11 protein-coding genes and 4 pseudogenes are annotated in these 14,202 nt (G+C 33.3%); 6 read left to right on the top strand and 9 right to left on the bottom strand.

Annotation, left to right across the window (positions count from 1 at the left end):
- The first annotated feature begins 31 nt into the window (after positions 1–31).
- Positions 32–544, top strand: a complete 513-nt coding sequence (locus tag ACPWTF_RS15705; protein ID WP_427872032.1) for a ClbS/DfsB family four-helix bundle protein — start codon at positions 32–34, stop codon at positions 542–544.
- Positions 545–550: 6 nt separating this feature from the next.
- Here the strand turns inward: ACPWTF_RS15705 and ACPWTF_RS15700 are convergent, their stop codons facing one another.
- The 4 genes and pseudogenes from ACPWTF_RS15700 to rplU all read right to left on the bottom strand — a co-directional run bounded on the left by ACPWTF_RS15700 (position 551) and on the right by rplU (position 2,683).
- Positions 551–1,159: a hypothetical protein gene (locus ACPWTF_RS15700; protein WP_427872030.1), complete on the bottom strand. Its 609-nt coding sequence runs from the start codon at positions 1,157–1,159 to the stop codon at positions 551–553.
- A gap of 23 nt (positions 1,160–1,182) precedes the next feature.
- A complete protein-coding gene (locus tag ACPWTF_RS15695; RefSeq protein ID WP_427872028.1) occupies positions 1,183–1,842 on the bottom strand; it encodes a hypothetical protein in 660 nt (219 codons plus the stop codon).
- 120 nt (positions 1,843–1,962) lie between these two features.
- Complete coding sequence (gene rpmA, locus ACPWTF_RS15690; protein ID WP_012023622.1) at positions 1,963–2,223, bottom strand: 50S ribosomal protein L27; 261 nt, start codon at positions 2,221–2,223, stop codon at positions 1,963–1,965.
- Between the two features lie 24 nt (positions 2,224–2,247).
- Positions 2,248–2,683: pseudogene (gene rplU, locus ACPWTF_RS15685) on the bottom strand (50S ribosomal protein L21).
- Positions 2,684–2,957: 274 nt separating this feature from the next.
- Here rplU and ACPWTF_RS15680 point away from each other — a divergent pair.
- Together ACPWTF_RS15680 and ACPWTF_RS15675 are read left to right on the top strand one after the other, a co-directional pair.
- Positions 2,958–4,280, top strand: a complete 1,323-nt coding sequence (locus ACPWTF_RS15680) for a M16 family metallopeptidase (RefSeq protein WP_427872026.1) — start codon at positions 2,958–2,960, stop codon at positions 4,278–4,280.
- A gap of 12 nt (positions 4,281–4,292) precedes the next feature.
- Positions 4,293–6,340, top strand: a pseudogene (locus tag ACPWTF_RS15675) (M16 family metallopeptidase).
- A 229-nt stretch (positions 6,341–6,569) separates the two neighbouring features.
- Here the strand turns inward: ACPWTF_RS15675 and ACPWTF_RS15670 are convergent.
- Complete coding sequence (locus ACPWTF_RS15670) at positions 6,570–7,436, bottom strand: DMT family transporter (protein WP_427872024.1); 867 nt, start codon at positions 7,434–7,436, stop codon at positions 6,570–6,572.
- Between the two features lie 102 nt (positions 7,437–7,538).
- On the opposite strand from ACPWTF_RS15670, the gene ACPWTF_RS15665 reads away from it, so the two are divergent.
- Positions 7,539–7,916, top strand: coding sequence for a heavy-metal-associated domain-containing protein (locus tag ACPWTF_RS15665; RefSeq protein WP_250834223.1), 378 nt, complete (start codon positions 7,539–7,541; stop codon positions 7,914–7,916).
- Positions 7,917–8,235: 319 nt separating this feature from the next.
- Here ACPWTF_RS15665 and gldD read toward each other — a convergent pair whose 3' ends face one another.
- The 4 genes and pseudogenes from gldD to mutY all read right to left on the bottom strand — a co-directional run bounded on the left by gldD (position 8,236) and on the right by mutY (position 11,637).
- Positions 8,236–8,796 carry a gliding motility lipoprotein GldD gene (gene gldD / locus ACPWTF_RS15660; protein WP_427872022.1) on the bottom strand — a complete coding sequence of 187 codons (561 nt, stop codon included), beginning with the start codon at positions 8,794–8,796 and terminating at the stop codon, positions 8,236–8,238.
- Positions 8,789–10,099 carry a gliding motility-associated protein GldE gene (locus ACPWTF_RS15655; protein ID WP_427872021.1) on the bottom strand — a complete coding sequence of 437 codons (1,311 nt, stop codon included), beginning with the start codon at positions 10,097–10,099 and terminating at the stop codon, positions 8,789–8,791. Before ACPWTF_RS15655 ends, gldD begins: the two co-directional genes overlap by 8 nt.
- Positions 10,100–10,118: 19 nt before the next feature.
- Entirely contained in the window at positions 10,119–10,556 is a 438-nt protein-coding gene (locus ACPWTF_RS15650; RefSeq protein WP_095928033.1) for a single-stranded DNA-binding protein, read from the bottom strand.
- Positions 10,557–10,591: 35 nt separating this feature from the next.
- Positions 10,592–11,637 (bottom strand): annotated as a pseudogene (gene mutY, locus ACPWTF_RS15645) (A/G-specific adenine glycosylase).
- A gap of 140 nt (positions 11,638–11,777) precedes the next feature.
- Here mutY and ACPWTF_RS15640 point away from each other — a divergent pair.
- Together ACPWTF_RS15640 and ACPWTF_RS15635 are read left to right on the top strand one after the other, a co-directional pair.
- Positions 11,778–12,068 (top strand): HU family DNA-binding protein, encoded by a 291-nt coding sequence (locus ACPWTF_RS15640; protein WP_007805026.1) that lies wholly within the window; start codon positions 11,778–11,780, stop codon positions 12,066–12,068.
- 413 nt (positions 12,069–12,481) lie between these two features.
- A pseudogene (locus tag ACPWTF_RS15635) lies at positions 12,482–14,025 on the top strand (Rne/Rng family ribonuclease).
- Positions 14,026–14,202: the final 177 nt, after the last annotated feature.

The raw sequence follows: 14,202 nt of genomic DNA, 5'->3' as shown, positions 1-14,202 counted from the left end.
TAAATTTGATAAAGTTTTACTCTCTTAAATCATGGCTATTCCGACAAACAAAGAAGAATTGCAAACTGCAATCAAAACCAATTACAGCAAGCTCAAAAAAGAGTTATCTAAAATTCCTGAAGAATCCACCACAATCCCAAACTTACACGGGCATGTAAAAGATACATTAATGAGCATTAACAATCTTGTTTCTTATTTAATAGGATGGGGAGAATTGGTGCTAAAATGGAACACAAAGAAAGAACTAAACGAAACGGTTGATTTTCCTGAAACAGGTTACAAATGGAATGAATTGGGAAAACTGGCACAAAAATTCTATAAGGATTATGAAAAAGACGACTTTAATATCTTATGCGCCAAACTAAACAATACCGTTCAAAAGATTCTTTCTTTAATTGAAGAAAAATCCAATACCGAATTATATGAAACCGCTTGGTATGAAAAGTGGACATTGGGTAGAATGATACAATTTAATACGGCATCTCCTTACAATAATGCAAGAGGCAGAATTCGCAAGTGGAAAAAAGAAAACAATATTTTATAATTTCAATTAAGAAAAGACAAATTTAGAAACATACAAAATACCTTTGCCCATTAACCACAACAATAAAGCAAGTCCCAATAATTTCCAAGCCCAACCTCTTCCTCTTTTCCAATTTGAGAAAAAAGAAAAGACTTCCATATACTTTATTATTACAAATAAGGTTGACCCTATAATGGCAAACCAGATCACTTCGTATAAGCCAAAATAAAAACCGTATAGAAAAACCGCACCAAGAAAAAGGAACGTTATCAATTGTATAAAATAATAATTTCTAAGACTGCGTTTGTGATTCATTTTCAATGACAATATTAAAAACGAAAAAATCTCCAAACTTATGAATGCCGCAATAACATTATAAAAAACAGCATTCCATTGCAGCACAAGAACAATAGTCAAAACAACCGCTACAACTGTACATGCGCCTAGAGAATTGATACTTCTTTCTCTATACCCTTCATTCTTAAAAGGAAATAAAATTGGATACATAAATTTTTCCAATGTACGCCAAAACGGTAAAGCATAAATTGCAGCAATTGCTGAAACCACAATTTCGTAGTTATAAAAAATATCTGTGGGAACTTTATACAATACATACCAAAGAGCCAATGTAACCAAAACAGCTGGCAGACATATTGTTTTTATGGTCTCCCAGGGATTTTTCCCCAGAAATTACTTCCGATCTGAAAAACGTATTTTTTAACCCAATATTCTCTAGTAAACAAAGCCGTTGACTGACTCCATAATAAAAATAGTCCCAAATGAATAATTACTGTTCGCACTACAAAATCCTCAACAGAAACGGCATAAAAGATACAAGCGAGTCCTACTATCAAAAGTTCGAGAGTCAACAATAAGGGAGAAAATAAATATCTTAAAACAGGCTCTAAACGTTTAAGAAGAAATCCAATCCATAAACTCCAATATTTTTTAAAGAGTGCAATAACCGCACAAATAGCAATAAAGGCCGACAAATAAAACATCCAGTTGGTAAACAATTGAGTCTGCATCCAGATTTGAACTCTGGAGTTTTTTTGAGGTTCGTAGATTACTTTGGAATTTTCAAAAATCTGCTGCGCTAATTCATCTCTCGTTTTAGAATCAAATTCTGGAAACAATTTTTTGTTTTCCTCCCAAAATTGATCTGTTTTAAAGCCATTCTTTTTTAGAACTTCAAATTCATATAAAGTTTTTTTCTGTTTTTCATTTAAAGTACTTAAATGACTTACGATATTTTCCGAAGGAGTATTTGCATAAGTGCCAAGACAGCACAACAAAAACAATAATAAAATCTTTTTCAAACTTTTTTATTTAAAGAGGCTAAACAAATGTAAGTTTTAAAGTCTTTCCAAAAAAGCTATAGAAATAAAAAAACCCGATCATTTCTGAACGGGTTTTTTATAAAAAGTAATCTTAAATTATTAAGCCTCGAAAGGAATAATAGATACATAAGATTTGTTATCTCTTTTCTTTTGGAACTTAACAACTCCAGCAACTCTTGCATGAAGAGTGTGATCTTTACTAATGTAAACGTTTTCACCTGGATTGTGTTTTGAACCTCTTTGTCTAACGATGATGTTCCCAGCAATAGCAGCTTGTCCACCATAAATCTTAACGCCTAAACGTTTTGATTCTGATTCTCTACCATTCTTCGAACTACCGACACCTTTCTTGTGAGCCATGACGTATGAGTTTAAATATTGTTATTATTCTTTAGTAGCTTCTTTTTTAGCTTTTGGAGCTGCTTTTTTTGCTTTTGGAGCTTCTACTTCTTCAGTAGCTGCTTCTTCTGCTACAACCGCTTTTTTAGCTGTCCTTTTTAGTTCCTCCTGCTGCAGTAATACCTTCAATTACAATTTGTGTAAGATATTGTCTGTGACCATTTCTTTTTTTGTATCCTTTTCTTCTTTTCTTTTTGAAAACGATAACTTTATCACCTTTTAAGTGTTGTAACACTTTAGCTTCTACTGAAGCACCTTCTATAGCTGGGGCGCCTAAAGTTACATTTCCATTATCATCTAATAAAAGAACTTTGTCAAAAGAAACTTTTGAACCTTCTTCATTAGCTAAACGGTGAACATAAACCTTTAAGTCTTTGCTTACTTTAAATTGTTGCCCTGCTATCTCTACGATTGCATACATATCAAATTGATTTATTGAATTTTAAGGTTGCAAATATACAACTAATAATTTACTATGCAACCCCTAGAAGCAAAAATATTTTTACCCGAAAAAACCTTGTTTTTCAAGTAGTTCTGCACATAAAACACAATTAATTTAAAGTAAAAGATTGTTAAAATTGTATTTATTTAAAACCAAATCTACAATTCGTAATTAAAAAAAACTATTTTTGATGTAACCAAAATCAACTCTTGTCTACCTACTATATGTTGATATTTTAAAATTATTAATCTTTATGAAAAAATCAGTAATGATGTTAAGTGCTGCATTAATGCTTGGCGGAGTGGCTCATGCCCAAAAAGTAGCTTTCGAAGAATACGACTTAGACAATGGCCTACATGTCATTTTACACAATGACCCTTCTGCTCCTGTCGTTATCACTTCAGTAATGTATCATGTGGGATCAAAAGACGAACGTCCTGACAGAACTGGATTTGCTCACTTTTTTGAACATCTATTATTTGAAGGAACCCAAAATATAAAACGTGGGGAATGGATGAAAATTGTTACTGCAAATGGAGGTGTAAACAACGCCAACACATCTGATGACCGAACTTATTATTATGAAGTTTTTCCTTCTAACAGTTTAGAACTTGGCTTATGGATGGAATCTGAAAGATTAATGCATCCTATTATTAATAAGATTGGAGTTGACACGCAAAATGAAGTCGTAAAAGAAGAAAAAAGAATGCGTTATGACAATCAGCCGTACGGAAATATTCTTCCTGAGGTTAAAAAGAACATGTTCAAAAATCATCCTTATAGATGGACTACAATTGGTTCTATGAAAGATTTGGATGCAGCAACTCTTGAAGAATTCCAAGCTTTTAATAAAAAATTCTACACTCCAAATAATGCCGTTTTGGTCGTTGCAGGAGATTTTGAAAAAACAAAAACAAAAGAATGGATTCAGAAATATTTTGGACCAATTCCAAAAGGCGAAGAAGTTAAAAAACAAACTTACACAGAAGAACCTATAAACCAAACTATTAAAGCAACTTACGAAGATCCGAATATTCAGATTCCAATGATTGTAGCTTCCTACAGAACGCCTTCAATGAAAACCAGAGATGCTAGGGTTTTAGATTTGATTTCTTCTTATTTAAGTGATGGGAAAAGTTCTAAACTTTACAAAAAAATAGTTGACGACAAAAAAATGGCGTTACAAATTGGCGCAGTAGGATTTAGCCAAGAAGATTACGGAATGTACATTCTTTACGGACTGCCAATGGCACCATACACCATTAATGATATTTTAAAGGAAATGGATGAGGAAATTGTAAAAATCCAAACCGATCTTATTTCTGAAAAAGATTATCAAAAATTACAAAACAAATTCGATAACAATTACGTAAATGCCAACGCAAGCGTAGAAGGAATTGCAGAAAATCTGGCTTCTTATTATCTTCTGTACGGAGATGTCAATTTAATTAATACTGAAATCGACATTTACCATTCTATTACGAGAGAAGAAATTAGAGAAGTTGCCAAGAAATACCTGAATCCGAATCAGCGTTTGATTTTAGATTATATTCCTAATGCCAAATCTCAAAACTAAGAATATCGAATCATGAAAAAAATATATCCTTTTTTAATCCTTATTTTCCTAACTGGAATTATGCAAGCACAAGATCGTCCACAACCCAAACCAGGAAATGCCCCAGTAGTCAACATCAAAAAACCGCAGACCTTTGTTTTAGCAAATGGAATGAAAGTTTTAGTTGTTGAAAACCACAAATTACCTAGAGTGAGCTATACACTTACTTTAGATAATGCTCCATTTACCGAAGGCAACAAAAAAGGGGTTGACGAATTGACCAGCAGCTTAATTGGAAACGGAACTAAAAAAACAACCAAAGAAGCTTTTAACGAAGAAATTGATTTTTACGGCGCTAATATCAACTTTACTTCTCAAGGCGCCTATGCAAGTTCATTGTCAAAGTATTCTGGCCGCGTTTTAGAGCTTTTAGCAGAAGGTGCTTTACAACCCAACTTCACTCAAACTGAATTTGATAAAGAAAAAGCAAAACTTTTGGAAGGCCTTAAAGCCGATGAAAAAAGCGTTCCTGCCATTTCAAACCGAGTGGTTGATGTTTTGGCTTTTGGAAAAAATCATCCGGTAGGAGAATATCTTTCTGAAGAGACTGTAAAAAATGTAACTCTTGCTGATGTTCAAAACAATTACAATACTTATTTCGTTCCAGAAAATGCTTATTTAGTTATTATTGGTGACGTCAAATTTAAAGAAGCAAAAGCGGCTGTTGAGAAATTATTCAGCGGATGGAAAAAGCAGACTGCTCCAAAAAACACTTATCCAACTCCTGTAAATGTTTCGAGCTTACAAATCGATTTTGTTGATGTTCCAAATGCGGTTCAATCTGAAATTTCATTAGTAAATACGGTAAATTTAAGAATGAACGATCCAGATTTCTTCCCTGCCGTTATTGCGAATCAAATTCTTGGAGGCGATTTTAATAGTTACTTAAACATGAATTTACGCGAACAGCATGCTTGGACTTATGGAGCAAGCTCTAGTATTGGAAGCGGGAAATATGTTACTAAATTTAAGGCTTCATCTGCTGTTAGAAATACGGTAACAGATAGCGCTGTTGTTCAATTCGTTAAAGAAATAAAGCGAATTAGAACAGAAAGAGTTGATCCAGAAGTTTTAAGAAATGTAAAAGCAGGTTATATCGGAAGATTTGTAATGCAAGTTGAAAAACCGCAAGCTGTTGCGCGTTACGCTTTGAACATTGAAACAGAAAAACTTCCTGCAGATTTCTACGAAAAATACATTCAGACCATTAACAATGTTACTGCCGATGATATTTATCGTGTAGCCAACAAGTATTTCTTGTTAGACAATATGCGTATCGTAATTGTTGGTAAAGGTTCTGATGTACTTCCTGGTTTAGAAAAATTACAAATTCCGATTCATTATTTCGACAAATACGGAAATCCAGTTGAAAAACCTGCTACAAAAAAGAGGCTCCTAAAGATGTTAGCGCAAAAACGGTTTTTGAAAACTACATTAATGCAATTGGTGGAGAAAAAGCTGTTACCGCAGTAAAAACATTATACATGAACGGCACAACAACGGTTCCGCAGGCTCCTAATCCATTAACTTTTATTTCTAAATTAGATTCAAAAGGAAAAATGATGGTTTCGCTTTCTATGGGAACTATGAATTTAATGAAACAGGTGGTTAACGAAAAAGGCGCTTATGTTGAACAGCAAGGCCAAAGAAAAAACCTTGAAGGTGAAGATTTAGCCGAAATGAAAGCTAATGCCGCTCCTTTTGAAGAATTACAACTTGTAAAAAGAACAGACCTTAAAGTAGAAGGAATTGAACCAATTAACGGAAATGATGCTTACGTAATTAAAGATGGCAAAACAAAGTATTATTACGACGTTAAATCTGGATTAAAAACTGCAGAATCTAAAGTTCGCGAACAAGGCGGAAAATCAGTTGAACAAATCACTAATTTCAACGATTATAAAGAAGTAAAAGGCGTTAAGGTTCCTTTTAACTTAGTTCAGAATGTTGGTTTTGAATTGGATATTAAAATGTCTGACATTAAGATCAACGAAGGAGTTTCTGAGAAAGATTTTCTTTAAAAGATGCTAAGTTCTGAGATACTGAGATACTAAGTTGCTAAGAACCTAAGATTTTAAGGCTTTGTCAAAGTTTAAAACTTTGACAAAGCTTTTTTTATTTACTAAGTTTTGTTAGGCTCAATGATTTGATACTATTAAAGAAAAAAGCCCCTCTTTTGTCAGGCTGAGCGGTGACATTCGCATCAAATTACATTTTACCTTTTACAAGCAACATTTTACATTAAAAAAACTACTTCTTCGCCGACAAATAAACTCCAATCAAAATAATAAACGCCCCGACAGATTGAATTGGCGTCAGGAATTCGTTATCTAACAATCCCCAGAAGAATGCTACGATCGGAATTAAATATGTCACAGATGTTGCAAAAACTGGCGATGACATCTGAATTAGTTTAAAGAATAGAATGTTCGCGATTCCTGTCCCAAGAACACCTAAAATCGCTACAAAAAGTATAGAATGTTGTGTTTCTGCTAAATGTATTTTCTGACTGATATCGGTTGTGCTTAAAATGATTAATGCCGGCAAAAGCAAAACTGCAAAATTTCCTGTTGTGATACTTACAGAATTTAGATCGTGAAGATATTTTTTAATCAGATTTACGTTGATAGCATAACTAAGCGTTGCAATAACAACCAATAAAACATAGAGGTAATTTTGAGTTCCACTTGCAGAATCTCCGCTTAAAACCAAAAGAAGACAACCTACAAGTCCGACAAAAACACCTAAAACCTGTCGCTTTTGAAACTGAATCCCAAATGCTATAATTCCTAAAATCAAAGTATTTAAGGGTGTTAGCGAATTTAAAATCGCTACAATTGAGCTGTTAACCTGAGTTTCTGCAATGGCAAAAAGATAGGCCGGCATGAAAGTTCCGAAAAGCGAAGTTATGGCGACATATTTCCATTGGCGACGAGAAATCTTTTTCAGACTATTAAAACCCACAATCAATAAAAACAAAGCAGCAAAAATAATTCGAAACGATCCTACTTGAACAGCACTTAAGCCTATCAATCCTTTTTTTATCAGAATAAAAGAGCTTCCCCAGATAAGAGAAAGAATAGTCAAGTAAATCCACTTTAACTGTTTTGTTTCCATAAATTGTTATTTACTGCAAATTTGTAATTATTTTACGAACTAAGCATTCTCTTTTTATTAATTTTGCAAGAATCATATTCGCAATTTTTAAATTTATATATAATGAAAATTTCAAAAATCTTATTCGCTGCAGCAATCGCTGGTTTAGTATTTGTTGGATGTAAAAAAGCAGAAGACAAAAGTCTTGAAGTCGTAAATGCAGAAAAAAGTGCTCCAAAAGAGCACAAACCTATTGCTGCCGAAAATCTTCAAACAGCAAGCTTTACAATTGACGGAATGACTTGTGCTATGGGATGCGCAAAGACAATAGAAGAAGAATTAGCTAATCTTGACGGAGTTGATAAAGCAACTGTCGATTTTGACAAAAAAACTGCAACGGTAAGTTTTGATAAAACAATCCAAAACTCAGAATCTTTAACAAAAGTGGTTCAAGAAACTGGAGATGGAAAAACATATAAAGTTTCGAATTTTAAATCTTAAATTCTAGATTAAAAATCAAATAGGCACTCAATTGAGTGCTTTTTTTTTGTAAAAACATTCCGTAGGAATGTCTGGTTGGTAGTAGTAGTAGTAGTAGAATTAAATTTGAATTATGATTATACGTTCCGTAGGAACGTTTGATAAACACATTCGATTTTTCTAAAAATCAGGTATCCCTACAGGACACGATGCAGCACAACATTATCTTTTTTCTACCGACGAGATATTCCTACGGAATATTATACATAGCTATAGATATAACTAATAAAAAATAATCTTTTAAACGTAAAAAAAAAGGATTCAAAATTGAATCCTTTTTTTATTTCCATTTCAATGTTTCCATCAAACGCTGCATATCGTTTTTAACGTAACTCGCGGCAGGCATAATCGAGTCGAAATTTGGTTTTGCGTAAAAATAAACAGAACCTATTAAAAAATGTTTTGTGCTGTCTGTAACGTAAAATTGAGAGTTTGTCGCTGCATTTCCATCCACTTGATAAAACATTCCGTAAACCTTTTTCTGCGGATTTAAATACGGCTGTTCCAAAATATCATCGGCTTTAATAACGTGTTCGTAAGTCAGTTTTTGTGCATCACGCAATAACTTATCAATATTACCATTTACAGGCTTATATGTCAAATAAATGGTCGCTTTCATCTTTGGATATGTGATAGCAAATCCGCATTCTTTCTCTCCTTTGATAATTGCATCTTCATTCATTTGAAAAGCAAACGGACAATTGTTTTCAAAATTCACATATTTTGCTTCCGGATAATCTAATCGCAGGTAACTTGCTGGTTTTGGCAAAACATCATTTTTACAGCTTATAACCGTTAGAGCAAGCAAAATTACTGTTATTGAAAGTATTTTATTAAACATTTTTATTTATGGTTACTTTTATTTGTTTTACACGCTTTTTATCCACTGTTTCTATGGTGAAAATACAGTTTTCAAAAGGCACTTTTTGATCTTTTTTGGGGAAATTACCCAATATCTCCAGAATGAATCCGGCCAATGTTTCGGCTTCTCCTTTGTGAGCTTCAAAAACATCTTCGTCGACATCTACAATTCGATAGAAATCTTTCAGGTTTATTTTTCCTTCAAAAAGAAAATTATTTTCATCGATCTGCGAGAAGTTTAGATTTTCATCGTCAAACTCATCACTAATATCTCCAACAATTTCTTCGATAACATCTTCTAAAGAAACTAATCCAGAAGTACCTCCATATTCATCAACCACAATGGCTAAATGGCTTTTTAAGCTCTGAAAATCCTTTAGCAGATTATCTAATTTTTTATTCTCAGGAACAAAAAACGCTTCTCTAATCAAAGAAGTCCAGTCAAATTCTTCTTTATCAATATGAGGCAATAAATCTTTTACGAAAAGCACGCCTTCAATCTGATCGATATTATCTCGATAAACCGGAATTCTCGAAAAACCAGTTTCTATAATTTTAGGATAAATCTCCGCAAATGTTTCTGATATTTCCAATGCAAAAATATCAATTCTCGGACTCATTACCTGTTTTGTATCTGTATTTCCAAAAGAAACAATTCCTTCCAGAATTTTCTGTTCTTCTGTAGATGTTCCTTCCGAATCTGTAAGTTCCAATGCCTGAGAAAGTTGATTAACAGAAAAATTACTTTTTTGCTTTCCTAATTTATTTTGAAAATATATCGTAACGGCGCGCATTGGCAAACTAATTGGAGAAAGCACTTTGTCTAAAAATGCCAGCGGATACGCAACTCGCTTAGCAAAACGAATACTATTTCTGCTTGCGTAAACTTTAGGAAGCACTTCGCCAAATAATAAAATTAAAAAAGTAACTAAAATTACCTCTAGAGTAAATTTAAAGGCTGGCGAACTTATATTGGCAAAAATATTTTGCCCTATATAAGCAAACAAGATTACTACACCAATATTAAAAAAGTTATTCGCTACCAATAAAGTTGCCAAAAGCTTTTTGGGCTTTTCTAGTAGATTCGAAATAATTTTACCTTTTGCTGGACTATCATTTAAAGAATCATCGATGTCTTGCTGCGATAAAGAAAAAAGAGCTACTTCGGCACCAGAAACGATTGCTGAAAGAAATAATAAAATAAAAATTCCGACGAAACCAATAATTAAATTGGCGTCAAGATTTGTAGAAAAAAGTAAACTGGGCTCCGGTCCAAATTGCATAAAATTAGTTAAACATCGTTTAAAAGGGCAGATCGTTAATTGGAAGCCCTTCAGGAGCATCAAAGTTAGTGTTTTTTGCCGACTCTGTATCCTGGTTTTGTTTAGTATACGCAGTTTCTTTTTTAGTTGTCAGGAAAGTAAACTCCGTTACCTGAATTTCGGTCGTATATTTTGTCGTTCCGTCTTCTGTTTGCCACTGGCGAGATTTTATTCTTCCTTCGACATAAATTTTGTCTCCTTTAGAAAGATATTTTTCGCAAATCTCTGCGGCTTTATTACGCACAACCAAATTATGCCATTCTGTAGAGGTTATTTTTTCATTAGTCGTTTTATTGATATATACCTCATTGGTAGCCAGCTGAAAACGTCCGATGCAGTTTCCTCCATCAAAATAATGCATCTTTACATCATCGCCTAAATGGCCAATAAGCATCACTTTATTTAATGTTCCGTTCATAGTTTTGGTGGTATTTCTCCCAAAGATACATTTTTTTAGCAATTTATTTCTTGCTTTTCTATAAAATTATACAACACAATAGGAAAAGGAAAAGTTTTCAATTTTTGAGCATCCACTCCATTTTCAACTTCTTCTTTCACTTTAATTTTCCAAAACTGAATATGTAAATGTTGGTGCGAAAGCTTGTGTATAAGGGTCGATTCTCTACAATCTTCTATACTTATAATAGTGTACTTTGCAAAAATCTCATTTTTTACTGTTTGAGAAATCTCTTCAAAATCAACAATTGATTGCGTTTCCAATAACGGAAACTCATATAAATTATGCCAAATTCCTTTTGCAGTTCTTTTTTGAATTAATGTATTTCCTTTAGCATCTTCTAAAATCAAATAATTAAAGTAACGATTGGTTACTTTAATCTTTTTTGACTTAACGGGCAGCGTATTTACTTTTCCTTTTTGCAAAGCAGCACAGCTTTCGTTAAAAACGCAAATTGCACAATTAGGACCTTTAGGAACACATTGCAGCGCACCAAACTCCATTATGGCCTGATTGAATATCGCTGGATTATCTTTAGGCATTAATTGCTGTGCCAAAGCGGCAAACTCTTTTTTGGTTGCTGGAAGCGCAATATCAGATTCAATATCAAAATAACGAGTCAATACCCTAAACACATTTCCATCTACTACAGGACCGCTTCATTATAAGAAAAAGAAGCGATTGCAGCGGCTGTATATTCGCCAACACCTTTGAGTTTTAGCAGCTCTTTATAAGAATCAGGAAAAACTCCATTTAAGTCATTAGATATATATTGAGCTGTTTTATGAAGATTACGAGCTCGAGAATAATACCCCAGACCTTGCCAAAGTTTCAAAACTTTCTCTTCTGAAGCATCTGCTAAATGTTTTACGGTAGGAAATTCCTGAGTAAATGAAAAAAAATAAGGCATTCCTTGCGCAACTCGAGTCTGCTGAAGCATGATTTCTGAGAGCCAAATCTGGTACGGATCGACCGTTTTTCGCCACGGTAAATCACGCTGGTGCTGTAAATACCATTTTATCAATATGTTATGAAAATCCATTGCAAAATACTTAGATTGCAAAAGTAAATGTTTATGTAATTAAAATTTAACGAATTAGCTTGATTAATTATTTTTTTAATTCCTATATTTGCAAACTCAAAAAAATAGTACACCATTTATAAAATAAAATAGGAAAGAAAATGACGAAAGCAGATATCGTAGCGAAGATTTCAGAGAAGCTAGGTCTTGAAAAAGGAGACGTTCAAGCAACAGTAGAAACTTTTATGGAAGAAGTTAAAACTTCTTTAGAGACTGGAGACAATGTATACCTTAGAGGTTTTGGTAGTTTTATCGTTAAAACTAGAGCTGAAAAAACTGGAAGAAACATTTCTAAAAACACTACTATTAAAATTCCAGCACACAACATTCCTGCTTTCAAACCTGCAAAAGTTTTTGTAGAAGGAGTTAAAACCAACAACGAAGCAAAATAATATTAATTAACATAAATCTGACACAATATGCCAAGTGGTAAAAAAAGAAAGAGACATAAGGTAGCTACTCACAAACGTAAGAAAAGAGCGAGAGCTAACCGCCACAAAAAGAAAAAGTAGTTTTAAACTACTTTTTTCTTTTTAAACGTTCATTGAAATTTGGGAAATTTCAAAAATTCCAAAAAATAAAATCCAAAATCCAAAAATTAAGAAATCAATATTGATTTAATTGGAATTTGGAATTTAAAAATTTGAAATTTAAGTTTCCCTCCCGGGTTCAATACCTGTTAAAATATTGTTTAATCCATCTGTAGATAAGATTTTAGATTTTAGACTTAAGATTTTAGATTTTTATTAATCTATACTCTTCTCTCTTTTTCTATTTTCTGAAAAAACAGATAAAAATTTACAGTGTGAATAAAGAATTAATCATTAGATCTAGTTCTGAAGCAGTAGATTTTGCCTTATTAAAAGATGGAAAACTAATTGAATTACACAAAGAAGAAGAAAAAAGCAACTTTCAGGTTGGTGATATTTTTATTGCCAAAATCAGAAAACCAGTTGCTGGACTTAACGCCGCTTTTGTAAATGTAGGTTTCGAAAAAGATGCCTTTTTACATTATCACGATTTGGTCTAAATCTAGCTTCTCAGCTGAAATTCATAAAACTTGTAAGCGCAGGTAAATTAAAAGATTTCTCCCTAAAAACCTTTCAGTTTGAAAAAGAGATTGACAAAGATGGCATCATTACTGATATTTTAAGTGCCAATCAATCTGTCTTAGTTCAAGTAGTTAAAGAACCTATATCAACCAAGGGTCCAAGAATAAGTGCTGAGCTTTCTCTTGCCGGAAGATTTATCGTTCTAGTTCCTTTTTCTGATCGTGTTTCTATTTCTCAAAAAATAGAAGATAAAAAAGAAAAGGATCGTCTAAAAAAACTTGTTCTATCGATCAAACCTAAAGGATTTGGTGTTATTGTTCGTACAGTAGCCGAAGGCAAAAACGTAGCCGAATTAGAAAAAGATTTGCAGAACCTGCTAGGCAGATGGTCTGCAATGTGTAAAAAATTACCAACTGCTCATCATCCATCAAAAGTATTAGGAGAGCTTAATAGAGCTTCTTCGATATTAAGAGATGTATTTAATGATACCTTCAGTGGTATTCAAATAGATGATGAAGAGTTGTACCATCAAACTAAGGAATATTTGCAAGAAATTGCACCTTCAAAACAATCGATTGTTAAGTTTTATCAATCAAATGACACTCCAATTTTTGAGAAATACAATATAGAGAGACAAATCAAAACTTCTTTTGGCCGAACTGTTTCCATGAGCAAAGGTGCGTATCTTATTATAGAACACACTGAAGCGTTACACGTTATAGACGTAAACAGCGGAAACCGTTCTAATAAAGCGACCAACCAAGAAGACACAGCCATGGAAGTAAATATGATTGCCGCAGCAGAAATCGCACGACAACTTCGTTTGCGTGATATGGGCGGAATAATCGTAGTTGATTTTATCGATATGTCTAATCCAGAAAACAGGAAAGTTTTGTTCGACTTCTTGCGAGAAGAAATGAGCGACGATAAAGCAAAACATAAAATATTACCGCCGAGTAAATTTGGTTTGGTCCAGATTACAAGACAGCGCGTAAGACCAGAAGTGAATATCAAAACCAGAGAGGAAGATCCTAATAAACATAATGGTGAAATTGAAGCTCCAATTTTAATCATTGATAAGATCACCGCTGATTTAGAAAGACTTTTAAAAACCCACAACAAGGTTGTACTAAACACACACCCGTTTGTGGCTGCATACCTCAGTAAAGGTTTTCCATCATTACGTTCAAAATGGTTTTTTGAACATAAGAAATGGGTGAAAATCATACCTCGTGACGCTTACACGTACTTAGAATACCATTTCTATGATAAAAAAGGAAATGTTATTTCAGAATAAAAACAAAACCGCCTTTCGTGAGATTGGCGGTTTTTTTGTGGCTTTTTTTTTTATTTAGAAGCAATTTCCAGCTATCCGCTTGTATCTTTTCCTGGCTAAAGAAGCCAGAAAAAGGATACCGCTCCTATCTGGGCTAGGCTCTCGTTTTCATAAGATCATTACATAATAAAAAGTCAT

It is taken from the genome of Flavobacterium sp. MMS24-S5 (genome assembly GCF_050320125.1).
Taxonomy (GTDB): Bacteria; Bacteroidota; Bacteroidia; order Flavobacteriales; family Flavobacteriaceae; genus Flavobacterium; species Flavobacterium tyrosinilyticum.
Note: the sequence above shows the minus strand (reverse complement) of the source record. Positions and strands in the feature narration are given on the sequence as shown.

What these genes read in the sequence shown, in the direction of transcription:
- ACPWTF_RS15705 (WP_427872032.1), top strand. Translation starts at nt 32, where the DNA reads ATGGCTATTCCGACAAACAAAGAAGAATTGCAAACTGCAATCAAAACC.
- rpmA (WP_012023622.1), bottom strand. Translation starts at nt 2,223, where the DNA reads ATGGCTCACAAGAAAGGTGTCGGTAGTTCGAAGAATGGTAGAGAATCA.
- ACPWTF_RS15680 (WP_427872026.1), top strand. Translation starts at nt 2,958, where the DNA reads ATGAAAAAATCAGTAATGATGTTAAGTGCTGCATTAATGCTTGGCGGA.
- ACPWTF_RS15670 (WP_427872024.1), bottom strand. Translation starts at nt 7,436, where the DNA reads ATGGAAACAAAACAGTTAAAGTGGATTTACTTGACTATTCTTTCTCTT.
- ACPWTF_RS15665 (WP_250834223.1), top strand. Translation starts at nt 7,539, where the DNA reads ATGAAAATTTCAAAAATCTTATTCGCTGCAGCAATCGCTGGTTTAGTA.
- gldD (WP_427872022.1), bottom strand. Translation starts at nt 8,796, where the DNA reads ATGTTTAATAAAATACTTTCAATAACAGTAATTTTGCTTGCTCTAACG.
- ACPWTF_RS15655 (WP_427872021.1), bottom strand. Translation starts at nt 10,099, where the DNA reads ATGCAATTTGGACCGGAGCCCAGTTTACTTTTTTCTACAAATCTTGAC.
- ACPWTF_RS15650 (WP_095928033.1), bottom strand. Translation starts at nt 10,556, where the DNA reads ATGAACGGAACATTAAATAAAGTGATGCTTATTGGCCATTTAGGCGAT.
- ACPWTF_RS15640 (WP_007805026.1), top strand. Translation starts at nt 11,778, where the DNA reads ATGACGAAAGCAGATATCGTAGCGAAGATTTCAGAGAAGCTAGGTCTT.